Origin of the sequence: Reichenbachiella sp. MALMAid0571 (assembly GCF_040151475.1) — a bacterium.
GTDB lineage: Bacteria > Bacteroidota > Bacteroidia > Cytophagales > Cyclobacteriaceae > CAXBNB01.
The window spans coordinates 113,828-128,827 of sequence record NZ_JBDKWG010000138.1 but is presented as its reverse complement, the minus strand read 5'-3'; the positions used below and the strand labels follow the sequence as shown (position 1 = coordinate 128,827).

The following is a 15,000-nucleotide window of genomic DNA, read 5'->3' as shown; positions in this document are numbered from 1 at the left end:
TCCAAGTTGGAAGAAGAAAAGAAAGTAGTTGACCTCAACATCAATATCAATGTAACCCAACAAGAGGGATGTTGGGGCAAAAAGGAGCTATCAGACAATCACGATTGTCCAAAGATCAAAGTGGGTATGTCGGTTGCTCAGCTAGCATATTTTCTAAAAATGCTAGCTGATTTGGGCTACATTAAGACCACTAAAAATACTGTAAGCGACAGCATTCGATGTATTATCAAAAACATAAGCACACCCAAGGCAGAAGAGATATCTTTTGTAAGCTTCAAAACCAAGTACTATAATCCTGAATTGTCAACCAAACAGTCTGTTCGGGATGTAGTTATAAAACTGATGAATTACCTCAGAAAAGAGCTCAATCAGTAGGGTTACGTAACCTTCGCTTGAAAATAATCTTTATCTTTTCTATTTACCTGGCAATCAATTTTTTAAACAACTGAAAGGGGTTACTTCAAAAGAGTAACCCTTTGTGATTAAATGCTTTTTTAAGCTTATTTTATATCAGTTTTAACCGGTGTTATTAGTCAATATATTCAATCAGTATCAATTAAAATTAGTTGCAAATTATTTGTACACCATAACAATTTGAATCCCAGTATAATGCACTTATTCGTGTGACGTTTGTGACCTGTATTTACGTCTTATAATGATCATTTTTGAGTGAAATTAATTCGTTTAAAACCAAACATTAGTATTCTATGTCACTAGAAATTTTAACAAAGAATGATTTGAAATTATTCAAAGAGGAACTGATCAAAGAATTGAAATCAATAATTGCCAATGGGTCAGCAGAAAGCAAGCAATGGCTAAAGTCTTCAGAAGTAAGAAAGCTCCTCAAAATATCTGCAGGAACACTGCAAAACTTTAGGGTGAATGGTACCCTTCCCTACACAAAAATTGGAGGTGTTATTTTCTATGCTTATGAAGATATTCTTCAGATGTTAGAAGAAAACAAATTCAATCAACAATAATCTAATATTCAATTTCCTTGTAGACTGCAAGATCTCTTTTCAAGAACTGCCCAGCTAGGTTCTGGAAAGAGATCATCTGATAGTGAATTACATCAAACACATGAACGCTTGGTACGCCAAAATATATGAAGACCAGCGCATGAAAACTACCCATGTAGCACTTTATGTGGCACTCTTCCAGTATTGGAATCTAAACCGATTCCAGAATCCCTTTATCATCATTAGAAGTGAACTCATGAGCCTTTCCAAGATCGGATCAAAGAACACCTATTCTAAGTGTATAAGAGACCTGTCAGAATGGGGTTACATCAAGTACACACCATCTTACAATGCGATGCAGGGAAGCAAAGTTGAGATGTACAATTTCGGTACAGGTGGTAGTACAACTAGTGAGACGGGCACCAGTACCACTTTTGGGCAGGTAGTGGTACCATATATAAAACATAGTAAACAGTTAAAACTTAGAAACAATATGATTCAATCAAATAAAAATTATGAAGAACCACTATGACCAATAAAACACCTTACGTTATTCCGGGCTTGACCCGGAATCTCATTTAAAAAGTAGATAACTTTATGAAAGCAATTCCTCAACATGAATTCGAAGAATTCAACCCTGGGCATTAAATCATGAGGGTCAAGAAAAATTTAGCAATGAAAATCGAATTGCGAAAAACTGTTTGAGCCCGATTTTCTGGGCGAGTTTTTTTCGCGTGCAGAATCAGCTCAATTTTTCACCGAAAGATTTACAGCCCTTGATTTTTTGTTTCGTTTTTCATCAAGGAAAAATGAAAGGCCTCCCCGGCCTGAGGGGGAAGAGTTATTGAAAATGCCAAAGACAATAGACTTAGATACTGATCAAAATAAGGAATACTATTCTAGAGTATTCCACTTCACCGAATGCCTCTCCTTCCTCGAAAAAACAGGCCAAAAAATCTATGGCTCCAAATTCAAAACAGTTGAAGAAGACCACCCGGTTATCTTCAAGCTATTCACCTACTTTTTTCGAGACCCGGAAAACGCAGAAAAACTAAACATCGACTTAGGTAAAGGCATCCTATTGATGGGGCCAGTCGGTTGCGGCAAAACATCCATACTGAACATCATGAAATACATCCGACCACCACAAAAACAACACATAATGATCTCTACAAGGAAGATATCCTACCAATTCATAAAAGAAGGATATGCTATTATCGAAAAGTACAGCGATAGTTCTTTCATCTACGCTACGGACGATTGGATACCAAAGACCTATTGTTTCGATGATCTGGGAGTAGAAAACAACTTAAAGTACTATGGAAATGAATGCAACGTGATGGCAGAGATCGTCCTCTCCCGGTACGACTTGTTCATTTCCCGCAATATGCTCACCCACATCACCACCAACCTCACCAGTTCCGAAATTGAGAATATTTACGGTATCAGAGTCCGCAGCAGGCTAAGACAAATGTGCAATCTGGTCTCATTTGGGGACTCAAAAGATAAACGTGTTTAAAACTGATTGTCTATTTAACAGCAGAGCGGAGACTGTGTCTGCCTAAGGTAAGAATCTTTATCATTCCTGTTGGCAAATGAATTCTCTATTTGTATGTGCATAACAAATTTCAATTAAATATGTTGCAACCAATCTAAATTACCTAAGCTATCAGAAACACTCTTTTTTGTCACAAAAACATACTAAATTTGTGACAAAACAAAACTAATAAAGAAATGCAAAGCAATGAATATAAAATTGATAAAGTCATTAAATCAAAACCCAGGGGGGCATTGGTGTTTCCAGATGACTTTACAAAAATAGGATCTTCAGAATCGATCAGAAAAGCATTACAGCGTTTAGAAAACAAAGGAGCAATTAAAAGAGTCGCACAAGGAATATACGTGCGCCCAAAAATCGATCCTTACATAGGAGAAGTACTCCCCTCAGCGGAGGAAGTAGCCACGGGAATTGCAAAGAGAGATAAAATTCGTTTAGTTCCAACAGGAGTATATGCCCTGAATGCACTGGGATTGAGTACTCAAATACCAATAAAACTTGTTTTTCTTACCGATGGAGCTCCAAGAGAGATCAAATTAAGCAAGAGGAGTATCAAATTAAAAAAGACTACCCCAAAAACACTTTTGGCAAAAGGCGAAATAAGTAGCCTGGTAATACAGGCACTTAGAGAAATTGGAAAGGATAAGATAAGTGCAGAAGAGGAATTGAAAATACTTGCACTTCTTAAGAAGGAAAATCAAAAAGACCTGGCACATGATTTAAAGCTAGCACCAGTTTGGATACGAAAAATAATGCAAAAAGCCATTCAGCAATGAGCTTGGTAAATTTCCATTCTATACCCAAAGCAAATAAGGCTGTCATTTATGGGGAGATTGCGGCTAATACTGGCATGGCACCTTTTGCAGTTGAGAAAGACTGGTGGGTAGTACAAACATTGGCCATCATTTTCGAGATGGAAGTCGGCAACTATTTGGTATTCAAAGGTGGTACTTCTTTGAGCAAAGCATGGGGACTCATTGATCGGTTTTCGGAAGATGTGGATCTGGCTGTTGATCGAAGTTTTTTTGGTTTTGAAGGTGAACTTACAAAAAGTAAACGAACCAATTTAAGAAAGAAGGCAAGTGAATATATCTCGGATGTTTTTTACCCTGAACTAGAAGCCCAATTCAAAGAAAAGGGACTGACTGACGTCAGATTTGAGATTGTAGCTCCTATGTCCAGCGATCAAAATCCAAGGATCATTGAGATCTACTATCCCAATGTCATTGACTCACCAGGATACATGCAGCCTAGAGTACAGGTTGAGATCGGTTGTCGTTCATTGAGAGAACCTTTTAGTGTACAAACATTTTCATCCCTAGTTGATGAACATTATGCCGACAAGGACTTTGCACAAGGAGTCATAGACATCCCTACCGTAAATCCAGAAAGAACGCTGCTCGAGAAGGCCTTTTTACTGCACGAAGAATTTCAGCGACCAACTGACAAAATCAGAGTAGATCGCCTAAGCCGCCACTTGTACGATATATACCAGCTGTCCCAAACAATATTTGCCGATAAAGCAATTCATGACAAAGAACTCTACGAAACGATTGTGGCGCACAGACATGCCTTTACCAGATTAGGAGGAGTGGACTACAATCATCATGCTCCCAAGCACATCAATCCTATTCCTCCGCAGGAGTATGTCCAAGCATGGAAAGCTGACTATAAAACCATGCAAGAGCAAATGATCTATGGTGACTCACCATCCTTTGACGATTTGATTACACTGATCAATGAATTTGTTGTCAAACTCAATAGCGTAGAATGGGAATGGGGACTGGAATTCCCTGAGTCAAAGTAAGTAACTAATTAGGCTATACTTGGATAATAATTGAGTAATCAAATTAATGTTATTTCCGTTAACCGTAATTCATGCTATAAAAGAAAGAAAATAATAATTTTTCTTTTACATTGATCAAATATGAGTAAGCTTCAACATATATCTGATCGACTACTTCAAGTTAACGGAGATATTTTTCAGGAACTATGTGATATGTTTCTGATATTAAGAAATCAAAACTACAAGGCTTACTCTCGCAGAGGCAGTGTTCCAAATAAGCAAAAAACAAGAAAAGGAACTCCAGATTCATTTCTTCTACTTGCAAATGGAGATTATCTATTTATGGAAGCAACCACTTTCGATAAGGGGCTTTTTGAAAAGCTCTTAGGTGATATCCATAAATGTTTTGATGAAAACAAAACAGGTATAAAAAAATCCAAAATTAGAGAAGTTGTATTATGCTTCAATTCAGATTTATCCACAAAAGAAACCGAACAACTTCTGAAGGCAATTAACTGTTATAACGATTACACCTCTGTTTCAATTTATGGACTCAGTAGACTTTCATCTGAAATTTACCTTCATCATAGAAATCTGGCTAGTGAATATCTTGGCCTACCCCTTGATACTGGACAAATAATTTCATTGGATCAGTTTGTTAAAAACTATAACAATAGTTCTCAAAGAATTGCAACTCCTTTAGATAATGAATTCAAACATCGGAAAGGTGAATTGGAAAGCACTAAGAGTTTATTGAACAATCACCACCTCCTAATTTTATCAGGTCCTCCAGGTGTCGGAAAAACCAGATTGGCACTTGAATGTATAAAAGAATTCTTATCTGATAATGATGATTTTAAGTCCTATGCTATCGTAAATAAGGATGCGGATATTCTTGCAGACTTGAATCAATATGTCTCTGATTCATCACATACCGTACTCTTTATTGATGACGTAAATCGGTATGATAGATTTTCTCAGGTATTGGGATTTTTACAGTATTTTCCATCAAAGTTAAAAGTACTGCTCACTGTGAGGGACTATGCTTTGAGTGAAGTAAGCAATGTTCTGATGTCGTTCAATTTCAATGTATTCCATCTCCAAAAATTTAAGGATGAAGAAATAAAAGAAATCATTGAATCAGATCCCTTCAAGATTACTAATTCTCGCTACCATAACAAAATCTTTGAAATTGCTAACGGAAACCCTCGTCTGGCAATAATGGTCGCTTTACTAGCAATCAAAGAACAAAAAATTGATGCACTTTATGATGTGTCAGATTTATTCGATCATTATTTCGGTTCTTTCATTCACGACGAAGATGCCTTTAGCGAGAAATGTGTTTTGCAAGTGCTAGGAATTATTTCATTTTTCTATTCAATTCCATATACAGATTCCGTTTTACTTAATAGGATTACGAAGATTTTTGCCATTTCAAAAACAGATTTTGTTCAGTCTATTGATCGTCTTGAGAAATTGGAATTAGTTGAACTGAAATTTGAACATGTGAAAATTGCTGAACAGAACGTAAGCACTTTCTTTTTTTATAAAGTATTTATCAAAGACCAACTTCTTTCATTCGAGAGCCTTTTAGAAAATTACTTTGATGGAATAACTTCCAAGTTTAGGGATACTGTAATACCGGCAAATAACACATTTGGTTATGAAAATGTAATGGAGAAACTCAAGGTTAGCCTTAAGTCTTTCTGGTTCAAAGTTAGGCTGCAAGGAGTTGATAAGGTGTTCCACTATCTCGATCACTTCTGGTTTTATTTACAGGATGAAGCGTTATCATATGTATTTGATCAAATTGAGAGTCTCCCAGCTGTCAATAGCAAAGTATTAGTTGTGAAATATGAAACTAATGATTTTAGCTATGATCAAAATAACTATATAAAGTTATTGGGAGAGTTTATGGGGATATCCGGTAATAAGTTATTAGATGTATTGGAATTGTCATTTGGATATGTGCGAAAAAACCCTCAACATTTACCTGAGCTCATTAAGAAGATTGATGAGATGTTTTCCATAGATTATGATGATGAAGATTACGGGTTGCCAAGGCATAAAGTCCTCATGGATTTTTTTGAAAAGGGGATTTCTAGTCAAGATCGACTTATTTCCTTAAGTTTTATTGCTGTATCAAAAAAATTATTGCAATATCAGTTTCAGCAATATAAGAGTGCCAGAGGTAATGCTATTTCAATATATAGATACCCGCTGCAGTTTTATAAACCGACTGAGCAAATTCGAAAAAGAATTTGGCAAGCATTAGCCTCCTTGTTTTCAGGTTTTCATGAGGAATGTTTTGAAGTCTTAATGTCTCATCAAAGAGAGCATCTGGACTTTAACAAAGAAATCTTCAATTATGATTTGCAGTATATCATATCTATTGTGGAAAAAAACCTAAGTCTGGAATCATTTAAACATTGTCAATATGTTCACGAATTGATTTCATGGTCAAAGAAGAATGAAATCATACCACCAGAGTTTGTAGAATGGAAGCGGCAATTTTCCAGTAAAAAATTTGAATGGTTGAAAAAATCAGATTGGAATCATTTTCTCGGAAAGGAAAAATATGAATTTGATGATTGGAATGAATTTAGAATTCTTAAGGAACAGGACATTCGAAATTCATTGAAATTCAACTCTGTTAAGGGATTTAAAGAATTTATTGGTTTCTTGGTTGATGGACGGGATTGGGATGCTTTTCATAACAAAGAAGGTTTTTGGGATACTCTTGATATAGTCCTTGATGAAACCTTCAACACCAATCAAAAACTTGGTTTCCAATTCTTAAAAGAAATTATTTTAAACGAGAGGGTCTCCAGATTCTATCCCAGTAGAACAATAAAAGACCTCTCAAAGTCTAAAGTACTTCGAGAAAAGTTTTGGAATTCTCTTCATAACGACAAGGCTCCCGATCTATGGAAAATTGAGTACTTGGGTTCTATGTCAGAGGAAAACATAGATGAAAAACAATTGAGTCGCTTATACCAAACCTACGATGATTTGTCTGAAGGGTACTACATAAGCTTCAAACCATTTGAAAAATATCTAAAGCGGGATCCTAATCTATATGAGAATTTGCTTAGAAAGGTTCTATACAAAGCTGAAGAAGAAAATTTAAATTTCACTTTAGGGTTTGATTTCTTTCAAGAAGTTACCGCATCAATTGTTGATACTTCTTTATTAAAGAAGGCGTATTTATACCAACAAAGTAAGGGGCATAGGACGAGTTCTCATTATGATCATGATGGTTCAGGATTGAAGGTTCTTACAGAACGAGACTCTGATTTTTTCATCGAATACATATATGATATTTTCAAGGATGGGCAACATCATTCTTTTCGTGAACACCGAGAATTGACTGTAGTTTGGGTATTGCCTGATTATTCGAAAATACTTGATCAAGTACTTAACATTGTGATAGAAAAAAAATCTTATCACCATATTGGGGGACACTTCATGAATGTCTTCTTTAAGAATCTACGTGACAATAGAGGCAAAGCTGAACAGTACTTGCTTAGATTTATTGATGCTCATTATAGAAACCCAAAGAAAGTGTCAATAATTATAGATGTTGTTGTTAATAGTGTTAATAACCTTTTTGAAGAGGTATTAACGAAATATCTTCAAACGAATTCAGATATTAAATCTTTCGTGGAGATTAACTGGTTGCCCGAACAGAGTGTTGTAATGGGGGATGTTAACTGGGGAGATAGAAGAGCTACACAATGGACTCGTATTAAGAATATTGTTGAAAAAATGGATTCAGGGTATAAGCTCATTCCTATTAAAGAATATATAAACGAAAGAATCGACACAGCAAAACAGAGTGGTGATTTGGAAAGAAAAAGGAAATTTATTACTCCGAATTGGTAGAATATAATCTGTGACATCTAAGACTCTTGAAAGTTAAAATAGCCTATATCTATCGTTGGACTCACAATTATTTAGTAATTTTCCAATATGAATAACCTGGTATTTTAGGTTTGAAAAATGAAAACAATAGACCACCTATAGAAAATCGAGAAGGCCAGCTTGGTATTGATTTCAGTGGCAAAAAATGGCCACCTCAAAATGAATTTCCCCTTAATCTACCACACCCTCATTATCGAAAAATTGAAGACATACTTTTAGAGGATATTGAGAAATCCACCGAATTCCTCGTAATTACTGGGTTTACCTCACTCTCGTATCTTATTGACCTCTATGATAAGTTACCAAAACTCTCCAGTAAAAAGATAAGGATAGCCATTGGTTTCGAGCCAAATGTTTATCAAAGAAAAAAGTGGTCTGTCAAAGAATTCTCACAGGAGATAAATGATTATTGGCTTAACGAACGGCGCATTTCACCTTTGCTATCCGGGGGAATAATTAACCTGTTAAATGAAATTGAGGCCAAAACAATTGAGTTTCGCATTTCAGAAAAAATGCATGCGAAATTATATATCGGAGATAATCATGCTTGGCTGGGTTCTTCCAACTTAAGCAAAAATGGATTGACCAAACAAAAAGAGGCCAATATTCGAGTTTCTCAAGAAGATGGTAATCAATATGAATCAATCAGGCTAATAGCAGAAAACTTTTATGAAGAAAGTTCACCTTATACCGGGATCGTTGATCTTTTGAATCAATTGCTTAAGCCAGTAATTTGGCAGGAGGCTTTGAGTAGAGCCATCTCGGAACTTATTGAAGGAAATTGGATAAAGGAATATCCAGAAGCATTCAAATACTTAAATGATATAAAATTATGGCCGAGCCAATGGATGGCGATAAGCCAAGCCATTCATATACTGGATAATCAGGGAAATGTTTTGGTAGCTGACCCTACGGGATCAGGTAAAACTAAATTGCTTGCATGTTTAGAGTTGGCATTGGTTAGTAGAAGATGGCAGTTAGGCAAAGGAGATCAGACTTATTCAAAAATTATTTGTCCACCAATTGTTCGTGACAATTGGATCAAAGAATTCGAAAAGATACATCTAAGCCAATCTGCCCCAATTTCCAGTGGAGTTCTGAGCTTTTCAAATAGTAATAAATATGAACGAATCATTAGTGAATTGAGAAATACTAATATTCTAATTATTGATGAAGCTCATAACTATCTTAACCCAAAATCAGCCAGAAGTATTTCACTAAAAAGTTCTTTGGCCGATTGTTCCATTTTGGCAACAGCGACACCAATTAATAAAAAAGCAGAGGATCTTCTTCGATTGATTGAACTTTTGGATATTGATAACTTGGGTGATGACGAGCTCATGGAGTACAAAAGGCTCAGAAGACAGAAAGGGCTCGTAACAACCGAACAGACCAAATTACTCAGGTCTTACATCCGAAAATTCACGGTTCGTAGAACTAAAAAACAGCTAAACAAACTAATCAAAAAAGAACCAGAAGTTTACTTAAATAGAGAAGGCAAGCAATGTAGTTATCCTATCCACGACCCAAAAATTTATAAAACGGGTGAAACGAAAAAGGATATATTGATAGCATTAAAGATCAATGAACTCACAAATAACCTCAAAGGATTGATCAATCTTCGAAAATTACTTTTGCCTTATGAGTCCATTGATGATCAGGAAAGAGAGTTAGCAAAAAGGATGACAATAGCAAAGGCCTTGGCTCGCTATCAAATTCAATCGAAGCTTAGATCTTCAGGGGCAGCTGTAGTCGAACATCTAATAGGAAGTGAGGAGGCATTTAATGAATTCAACATTCCCAAAAGCAAAAAAAAAGATACTGGTAATATTATCGGGACATTGCAGATATTGGCTGCTAAGGGAAAGCTTCCTAAATCCGATTTTAAAAGGGAGTTGCTTCCAGATTATCTAAAGGAAGAAAATCGATATGTAGAAGAGCTATTAAATGAAATCAATATATACAAAGAGATATTATCTCTTACTCGCAAAATATCAAATGCCAGAGAGATGTCAAAACTCGAAACCATCTGCAATCTGTTCAAGAGTCATGATCTTGTTTTAGCATTCGATAGCTCACTGATTACTCTCTATTACCTTCAATGCCTGGCGGATAATAAGAAACTTAAATTTAAAACCCATGTTGTGACTGGAGGTAGTCAGCGGTCTAAGAGCAAGGTTATTAAAATTTTTGAACTTGGGTCATTGGCGAAAAACGAACTGGCACTTTGCTCAGATGCGATGGCAGAAGGAGTCAATCTCCAGCAGGCTTCAGCCGTAGTTCTTTTGGATATGCCCTCCGTTTTGAGAATTGCAGAACAGCGGATTGGTAGACTAGATCGAATGGATAGTCCACACACTAAAATCAAGGCATATTGGCCCAAAGATTCACCTGCTTTTGCACTAAAGGCAGACAAAAGGTTAATAAGAATCAGTTTTATGGCTGACTATCTGATTGGATCGAATTTGGACATTCCAGAAGAACTTATCGATCAAGTAAATGAGGAAACGATTGATGCCAAAGATTTCATTAAAGAATTTGAAGACTATCGTAGTTCAGATGAAAACTGGGATGGCATCAATGATGCTTTTGAACCAGTGAGAAACCTTGTATATAGCGATACTCCTTTGATCAAAACAGACGTTTATGACTATTACAAAAAAATATATGCAACTGTTAGTTGTAAGGTGAGCATACTGGAGAGCGAGGAGAATTTTGGATTCTTTTCTTTTCGAGGTACTTCATCAAGAGCACCGAAGTGGATTTTCATTGACAGCAACAATGCTGTGCTGAACGACTTGTCTGAAATTTGCGAAAAGCTTTCAAGTACTCTGCCAACGGCTAGGGAATCCGAATGGAGTAACGATTCCAAGTATTTAATGAAATCCTATCTTGGGATGATCGAAAAGCAAGAAATTACTCTGTTACCCAACAAGAAAAAGAGAGCACTCACTCTTCTTACCAAGCTTGTTCAGTACTACCAAAAAGACAAAAATATAGATGATGAAAGATTAAGTGTTGTTAAAAAATTGAAAAGCCATATTTCACATAATATCTTCAACGAAGAAATTATCGACTATAGCTCCTGGATGGATAAATTTATAATTATGATTCAGCCAGACTTAAATGATCTTAGAGGAAAAAGTAGATATAGTAATCCCAAGGATATAAGTGACTTATTCGGCTATTACAAAAAGAAAAAACTTACTACCGATCAGTTAAAAACCCTCTTACTGAACATTCCATTTACTACTAAACCTTCAGATCGAGTGGCAGCTTGTATTATTGCCGTTGGTACTTCTGAAAATGAGGATTTGGTTGAAAAGCAAATAGCAGAGAGTAAAAAGAATGTTAAGACAAGTTCAAAATAGAAATTCTTTAGAATAAATAAATAAACCTTATCACGGTTGGTTTTGTATAGCTCTGTAGCAAAGCCTAAGATTGTGCAGAGTATAATACTCCCTTAAAATAGGGCCACTCGCTAAGGTTTATTTTTAACAATTAACTTAGTAGAGTATTATGAAAAAGACGAGAAGGAAATTCAGCAGCGAATTCAAAGCCAAAGTAGCCATTGAGGCACTTAAAGAGCGGCAATCGCTTCCTGATTTGGCATTAAAATTCGAGATTCACCCCACTCAGATAGCAAAGTGGAAGAAGGATTTTATCGAAAATGCCTCTGCCGCCTTTCAGGTGTCAGGCAGTAAAGAAGATGCAGAGCAGGTGGATGTAGATCAGCTTTATTCGAAAATCGGCCGATTGGAAATCGAGCGGGATTTTCTAAAAAAAAGCTTGAAGAAAACCGGTCTGTTGTGATGCGCCGTTCATTAATTGACCGAAAGCATCCTCAAGTTTCCATCAGAAGGCAATGTGATTTGTTTAATGTCCACCGCAGTGGTATCTATCACCAAGTTCAGGCTGAGAGCGATTTTAACCTCTACCTGATGCGTCAAATGGATGAGTGGATACTGGATGACCCAACCATTGGAGTGATTACCATGGTGGATTTGTTCAAGGATCAAGGCATTGACATTAATCACAAAAGGATCCGTCGTTTGATGCGGTTAATGGGTTATATGGCCATTTATCCAAAGAAGCATCTATCACAATTAGGAGAGTCTCAATACATCCATCCCTATTTATTGAGAGGGCTATCAATAATAAGGCCTAACCAGGTTTGGGCAATAGACATCACTTATATCCCTATGAAAAAAGGATTCATGTACCTGACAGCTATCATTGACGTATATAGCCGTAAGATTCTTTCTTGGGGGCTGAGCAATTCTTTATCCAATGACTGCTGCTTGGAAGTGGTCTCTAAAGCCATTGAAGGGTATGGTAAACCTGAAATCATTAATTCCGATCAAGGTTCTCAGTTTACTAGTAAAGAATGGATAACGCTGCTCAAAGAAAACCACATAAAAATCAGTATGGATGGAAAAGGTAGGGCTATTGATAATGTTTTTATTGAACGGTTCTGGCGAACCCTCAAACAGAGATATATTTATTTGAACCCAGCAAATGATGGACTAGGATTGTATCAAGGAATTGATACTTTTATGGTCAAATACAACAACAGGAGACACCAAGGAATTGGAAGGATTGCTCCAAATATTAAGTATGAAAATGCTGCTTAATAAAGCTTAACAACCACAGTTTGTGGTCCTATGATTGGGGAGTACTATAGAGCAGCAGCAATTTTGAATACCCGATCCCTGACCTGATAAGTTTTGAGCCTGATTTTATTTCGAATGATCTTGAGCCTTTTCACCCCGCTAAAAGCATGCTCCACCCTTATTCTTGCTGATCCAATGGCTTTATTAACCTGCTTTTGTAATTGGGTTAACTCTTTGTTGTGAGGCTTCTTAAATGGCAAGATTGCATTTGGACAATTCTTTTCTATCCCTGCAAAACCTAAGTCTGCCAATAGGTTATGATCCTTCATTTTGATCTCGATTTGATCCCAAATCACTTTATCGTGTACTGACCCCATATAAGACTCACTGATAAACTCAATATAGCCATCCTGGTCAGTAATTGCCAGGTTTTTCATCGTATGTAATTTCTTCTTTCCACTGTAAAACTCCTTCTGATTATCAGGATCAACGTCTCTGACAACCTGCCTTTCGGTTACATCTACCAATAAGTAATCCACCTCTTTATCTCTCTGCCGGTAACAATAACCACTTTGAGGCATTACCTTCATTTTGGCCAAAGATGCTTCCAGAACAGGTAATAAATAGCTGACCCATTCACTGACTTTGCTCTGGCTCATATCAAACATCTCTCCATGGTAATACTGGTTGGGGTTTTCTTTTAAGTACATCAGAATGAAATCCAGTTTTGACTTACTCCCATACAAGCTACTCAGCGATGATTCCTCTTCAAGAGGAAATAGCCGCATCTGACCTTTCAATGTACAAATCGATAACTTCTTTGTGATCAAAGGATCAAAAACGGAAAACAAATTATCATATTCTATTTGATTTAAACTAAGCAGTGACCTAAGTTTACCCTCGGTTGGCCTAGGTCGGTTTTTATCTTGTTTCACAGCAGCACAAAACAAACTTATGCCAACCAAATTTCCCCCTTAATCAATCACCGTGATAATGTCTAATCTAGATACAAATTATTTTGGATAGTACTTAATGATTCTATCCTGTATCCTCTGATCTGTGACATGAGATGATCTTAAAAAGTTATATGCTTGCCGGGCAATGAATCTATTATCGTTTTGTAAAATCTCTGATATACTCAAACACGTTTGCAAATCATTTACTTTGAACTTTGTATATAATTTTAAGAAACTGTTTAATTGTTGTCCATTCAAATTAATCAACAATTTTCTCGATGAATCTACAACCTCCGAATTCAAATAAGGTGCTTCCATCAGCTTCTTAACAATCATATTTTTGATACTGTGGTCAGCTTCCGGGTAAATTGAAAACAGCGCATCTTGTAAAGTATCAGAATTGAGATGCGATGTTTTAATGGCGTTGAGTGCTGAATAGGACAGAAAAAAGTCTTTTGAAGCAATAATATCTAAAAGTGAGGTTGCCAACTTTGAGTTTAAAACCGTGAATTGATCTATTCTATTCAAAGCCCAAACTTTATCACTAACATCCCCACTTTTTAAAATCAAGTGAATCAAATCAGGTGTTAACTGTTTTTCAGTGAGATTAGAGATCAAATCCTTTGTTGAACCATGTACAATATTCCATAATGTGTAAGTAGTATAGGCAGCTCCCTTGACTACCATTTTTGAGACTTCTACAGATGTAGCACCTGAAACTCCATCTACCGAATCATCTTCGTTTTCTGGGAGTTCTATCAGTTTTTCAAAAGAAGTATCACCTAACGGTAAAGTGGGATCAGCAAGTAATTCATTCAATCTTTCATATTCACTCGCAACAAATGGCTCATGGTCGTGCTTACTTAAAAATTCGTTATTGACCAATTCAAAGCCCAAATACCGTCCTGTTATGTTCCAAAAAACTGTAATATCCAACAGGCGACATTCATTGTCAAAACAAACCTCTGTGATTATTTTTTTGAAATAATTTAACGGAATATTCTGTTCTGTTCTGACTAAATAAAGGGAATCATTGTTTAAAGTATCTTTATAAGCGGTAACAATAGTTTGAGCCTTTCCGTCATAACTGATTGTAGGATTTTGTGTGTATTTTATTTTTTTTTCTTCCAAAAAAGCACTCAAAATGACAAGCACTAAAATGAGACTCCCTGAAATAAAAAAATGATTGATTTTAAGCAACTTC

At 36.1% G+C, this 15,000-nt stretch carries 12 protein-coding genes; 10 read left to right on the top strand and 2 right to left on the bottom strand.

Annotation, left to right across the window (positions count from 1 at the left end; translation table 11 throughout):
* Positions 1 to 6: 6 nt before the first annotated feature.
* The 10 genes from AAOP42_RS14955 (at position 7) to AAOP42_RS14910 (ending at position 12,861) form a co-directional block, all read left to right on the top strand.
* Positions 7 to 375, top strand: coding sequence for a hypothetical protein (locus tag AAOP42_RS14955; protein ID WP_349529348.1), 369 nt, complete (start codon positions 7 to 9; stop codon positions 373 to 375).
* 332 nt (positions 376 to 707) lie between these two features.
* On the top strand, positions 708 to 980 hold the full coding sequence (locus tag AAOP42_RS14950) for a helix-turn-helix domain-containing protein (protein WP_349529347.1): 273 nt from the start codon (positions 708 to 710) through the stop codon (positions 978 to 980).
* 100 nt (positions 981 to 1,080) lie between these two features.
* Entirely contained in the window at positions 1,081 to 1,491 is a 411-nt protein-coding gene (locus tag AAOP42_RS14945) for a hypothetical protein (protein WP_349529346.1), read from the top strand.
* Between the two features lie 318 nt (positions 1,492 to 1,809).
* The gene (locus AAOP42_RS14940; protein ID WP_349529345.1) at positions 1,810 to 2,478 is read left to right on the top strand and encodes an ATP-binding cassette domain-containing protein; all 669 of its coding nucleotides are present in this window, start codon (positions 1,810 to 1,812) and stop codon (positions 2,476 to 2,478) included.
* Between the two features lie 215 nt (positions 2,479 to 2,693).
* Positions 2,694 to 3,293, top strand: a complete 600-nt coding sequence (locus AAOP42_RS14935) for a DUF6088 family protein (RefSeq protein ID WP_349529344.1) — start codon at positions 2,694 to 2,696, stop codon at positions 3,291 to 3,293.
* Complete coding sequence (locus AAOP42_RS14930; RefSeq protein ID WP_349529343.1) at positions 3,290 to 4,324, top strand: nucleotidyl transferase AbiEii/AbiGii toxin family protein; 1,035 nt, start codon at positions 3,290 to 3,292, stop codon at positions 4,322 to 4,324. The genes AAOP42_RS14935 and AAOP42_RS14930 overlap by 4 nt, the downstream gene beginning before the upstream one ends.
* A gap of 120 nt (positions 4,325 to 4,444) precedes the next feature.
* Positions 4,445 to 8,188: an nSTAND3 domain-containing NTPase gene (locus tag AAOP42_RS14925; protein ID WP_349529342.1), complete on the top strand. Its 3,744-nt coding sequence runs from the start codon at positions 4,445 to 4,447 to the stop codon at positions 8,186 to 8,188.
* A gap of 110 nt (positions 8,189 to 8,298) precedes the next feature.
* Positions 8,299 to 11,598 (top strand): SNF2-related protein, encoded by a 3,300-nt coding sequence (locus AAOP42_RS14920; protein ID WP_349529341.1) that lies wholly within the window; start codon positions 8,299 to 8,301, stop codon positions 11,596 to 11,598.
* Positions 11,599 to 11,746: 148 nt separating this feature from the next.
* On the top strand, positions 11,747 to 12,040 hold the full coding sequence (locus AAOP42_RS14915) for a transposase (protein WP_349529340.1): 294 nt from the start codon (positions 11,747 to 11,749) through the stop codon (positions 12,038 to 12,040).
* Positions 12,040 to 12,861: an IS3 family transposase gene (locus tag AAOP42_RS14910; protein WP_349529339.1), complete on the top strand. Its 822-nt coding sequence runs from the start codon at positions 12,040 to 12,042 to the stop codon at positions 12,859 to 12,861. The genes AAOP42_RS14915 and AAOP42_RS14910 overlap by 1 nt, the downstream gene beginning before the upstream one ends.
* A gap of 44 nt (positions 12,862 to 12,905) precedes the next feature.
* Here AAOP42_RS14910 and AAOP42_RS14905 read toward each other — a convergent pair whose 3' ends face one another.
* Together AAOP42_RS14905 and AAOP42_RS14900 are read right to left on the bottom strand one after the other, a co-directional pair.
* Positions 12,906 to 13,628 (bottom strand): transposase family protein, encoded by a 723-nt coding sequence (locus tag AAOP42_RS14905; protein WP_349529338.1) that lies wholly within the window; start codon positions 13,626 to 13,628, stop codon positions 12,906 to 12,908.
* Positions 13,629 to 13,853: 225 nt separating this feature from the next.
* Positions 13,854 to 14,996: a hypothetical protein gene (locus tag AAOP42_RS14900; RefSeq protein WP_349529337.1), complete on the bottom strand. Its 1,143-nt coding sequence runs from the start codon at positions 14,994 to 14,996 to the stop codon at positions 13,854 to 13,856.
* Positions 14,997 to 15,000 lie beyond the last annotated feature (4 nt).

Excerpts from the sequence above, each read along its gene's own strand:
- AAOP42_RS14905 (WP_349529338.1), bottom strand. The coding sequence starts at position 13,628 with ATGCGGCTATTTCCTCTTGAAGAGGAATCATCGCTGAGTAGCTTGTAT.
- AAOP42_RS14950 (WP_349529347.1), top strand. The coding sequence starts at position 708 with ATGTCACTAGAAATTTTAACAAAGAATGATTTGAAATTATTCAAAGAG.
- AAOP42_RS14915 (WP_349529340.1), top strand. The coding sequence starts at position 11,747 with ATGAAAAAGACGAGAAGGAAATTCAGCAGCGAATTCAAAGCCAAAGTA.
- AAOP42_RS14935 (WP_349529344.1), top strand. The coding sequence starts at position 2,694 with ATGCAAAGCAATGAATATAAAATTGATAAAGTCATTAAATCAAAACCC.
- AAOP42_RS14930 (WP_349529343.1), top strand. The coding sequence starts at position 3,290 with ATGAGCTTGGTAAATTTCCATTCTATACCCAAAGCAAATAAGGCTGTC.
- AAOP42_RS14940 (WP_349529345.1), top strand. The coding sequence starts at position 1,810 with ATGCCAAAGACAATAGACTTAGATACTGATCAAAATAAGGAATACTAT.
- AAOP42_RS14945 (WP_349529346.1), top strand. The coding sequence starts at position 1,081 with ATGAACGCTTGGTACGCCAAAATATATGAAGACCAGCGCATGAAAACT.
- AAOP42_RS14910 (WP_349529339.1), top strand. The coding sequence starts at position 12,040 with ATGCGCCGTTCATTAATTGACCGAAAGCATCCTCAAGTTTCCATCAGA.
- AAOP42_RS14925 (WP_349529342.1), top strand. The coding sequence starts at position 4,445 with ATGAGTAAGCTTCAACATATATCTGATCGACTACTTCAAGTTAACGGA.